3 protein-coding genes are annotated in these 2094 nt (G+C 50.1%); all 3 read right to left on the bottom strand.

Features of this window, described 5'->3' with window-relative positions:
* Positions 1–186, bottom strand: a 186-nt coding sequence (locus tag HPY71_15690; protein ID NPV54929.1) for a hypothetical protein, incomplete at its 3' end; no start/stop codon positions are given.
* Between the two features lie 12 nt (positions 187–198).
* Positions 199–1257, bottom strand: coding sequence for a Gfo/Idh/MocA family oxidoreductase (locus tag HPY71_15695; GenBank protein NPV54930.1), 1059 nt, complete (start codon positions 1255–1257; stop codon positions 199–201).
* Between the two features lie 16 nt (positions 1258–1273).
* On the bottom strand, positions 1274–2053 hold the full coding sequence (locus HPY71_15700) for a sugar phosphate isomerase/epimerase (GenBank protein NPV54931.1): 780 nt from the start codon (positions 2051–2053) through the stop codon (positions 1274–1276).
* Between the last annotated feature and the right edge of the window lie 41 nt (positions 2054–2094).

Here is a 2094-nt window from a genome sequence, read left to right on the forward strand (position 1 = left end):
CAGACCAGCGAGAATGTCCCGGCGTCCCCGCCTCTTTAGAGCCCTCAGCTTCTCGCCCACTAACTTGAATGTTCCTCGTACCTTGTGAGAATCGAGGGCTTCGATGATGCCCTTGAGTGCATCATCGCTCTCTGGCGTGATAAAATCCTCTACATCGAACCAGAATAAAACATACACATCGGACACAGAATTCACCTTTTACCTCATTTTCTTTTCCGCCCGAGCTACGAATTCATCCACTTTCACCGGGCTACCACCACGCTCAGATTCCTCTATTGCCAGGGTGACGGCGAGCGTTTGGCACGCGTCAGCGTAGTCGCTCTGGATATATGAAGCATCATCATTGCATATAGCCGTAACAAATGCCTCGTCAGCAGCAAAACCGAAGTCTTCATAGGGATATGTCTCGGTTTTGTCGGGGGTAATGATAGTGAGTCCCGCGCCAAGCTCGAAGCTAAGCGTTAAACCCTCCGCTAGAATGTGGGTTCCGGTTGCGGTTTTAGGAGAAACATTTCCCGAAATAAGGTTATTAGCGATACTAGCCACAGCTCCATTTTCAAAGGTAAGGGTAGCACAGCTTACATCAAACACGTCATACTCCGGGTTCACCTTATGCAGCACACGGCGCGCTCCCGCTCCATATACCACATCAACTTCGCCAAGAAGATAGCGGAGCTGGTCTACATGATGTGTCACCATTTCCACCAGCATACCGCCTGATCTGGATTGATACGGGTACCATGGAACAGGTGGCAGCGTCGCCCAGCGCATAACAAGAGCCATGCCGATTGTCGTACCGTGAAGCAATTCCTTAGCCTTCTTCATAGCAGTCCAGTATCTCAGCTGATAGCCGACAGATGTTAAAAGTCCGCGTTCTTTAACCAAATCTCGAATACGGAGCGCTGTCGTCATGTCTCTCGCCACCGGTTTTTCTATGTAGAACGGGAGCCCCCTCTCGATCACCTCGCGCTCGATTTCCCCATGGGCATAAGGCGGGAGGCAAATATATACCGCATCCAAAGCCTCCTCCTGCAGCATAACTCTGTAATCCGTATATGCCTTTGCATTGAGTTCCTTAGCGCCACCCGTTTTGAGGCACTCCCCGGCGCTCTTTCGCACTGTTTCTCGAGTCTTCTCAATCTGTGCAGGATTAACATCGCAAAGCCCGACTATCTCTGTCTCCGGGATACGAACAAGGTGGCTCAAATGATAAGCTGCGATACCTCCAGAGCCTATGAATCCTATGCGTATAGACATGATAATGCCTCCCAGCCTATGAAATATAGCGACGTATTGCGCGAAGGTTTCTAAGAGCAGAGTCAATGGGATCTTTCATCGGTGACGTCTCCAAGACAATATAGCCATCATAATTGATAGAAGCCAACGCAGCGAAGATCTTATCAATCCATATCGGCCCATCATCAAGAAGATGCTCGCCGAATTGCTTTGCATGCACCTGGAAGATCTTCTGCCCAAGTAGAGAGATCATGGCGAGGGGATCATATCTTTGATATATTGCATTTACAAAATCGAAATATACACCAACTGCAGGCGAATTGATAGCCTCCATGAGTCTTTCGAACCTCTCCGCAGATTGAGTGTGCTCCGTGCCGACGCTTTCCATGCCAAGACGCACGCCCCTGGCCTCCGCGTCAGGCGTAACAGCCTTGAGGGCAGATACCCACCTTTCGAAAGCAACATCATAATCAAGGCCCCCAGGAGCATTAAGGGGGATAAGGATAACCCCTGCTCCCAGCTCACTAGCTGCGTCCACGGCCCCCTTGAGGACAGCTACTGCTTGGACACGATCACCCTCACTATGTGAGGAAGCCGCTCCACCCCATCCATGCAAGCAAAGGGAACAGGTCTCTACCTTGCTTTGTCTGGACTTCTCTAATATAGCCTGCCGGCCAGCTATATTAGACAGCGGACTCTCATGCCATTCCTGCGCTCGGATACCAAGTTCTATCCCATCAAAACCTAATTCTGCAGCCTTTTCATAAATGGTATCCCAGGGAACCCCCAGCAATTCTCCCATAATACCGATTTTCATTTGTAATACCCCCACATATTGGCTTCTCGAAGCCGTCAAAA

Source organism: Bacillota bacterium, from assembly GCA_013178125.1.
GTDB lineage: Bacteria > Bacillota > SHA-98 > Ch115 > JABLXJ01 > JABLXL01.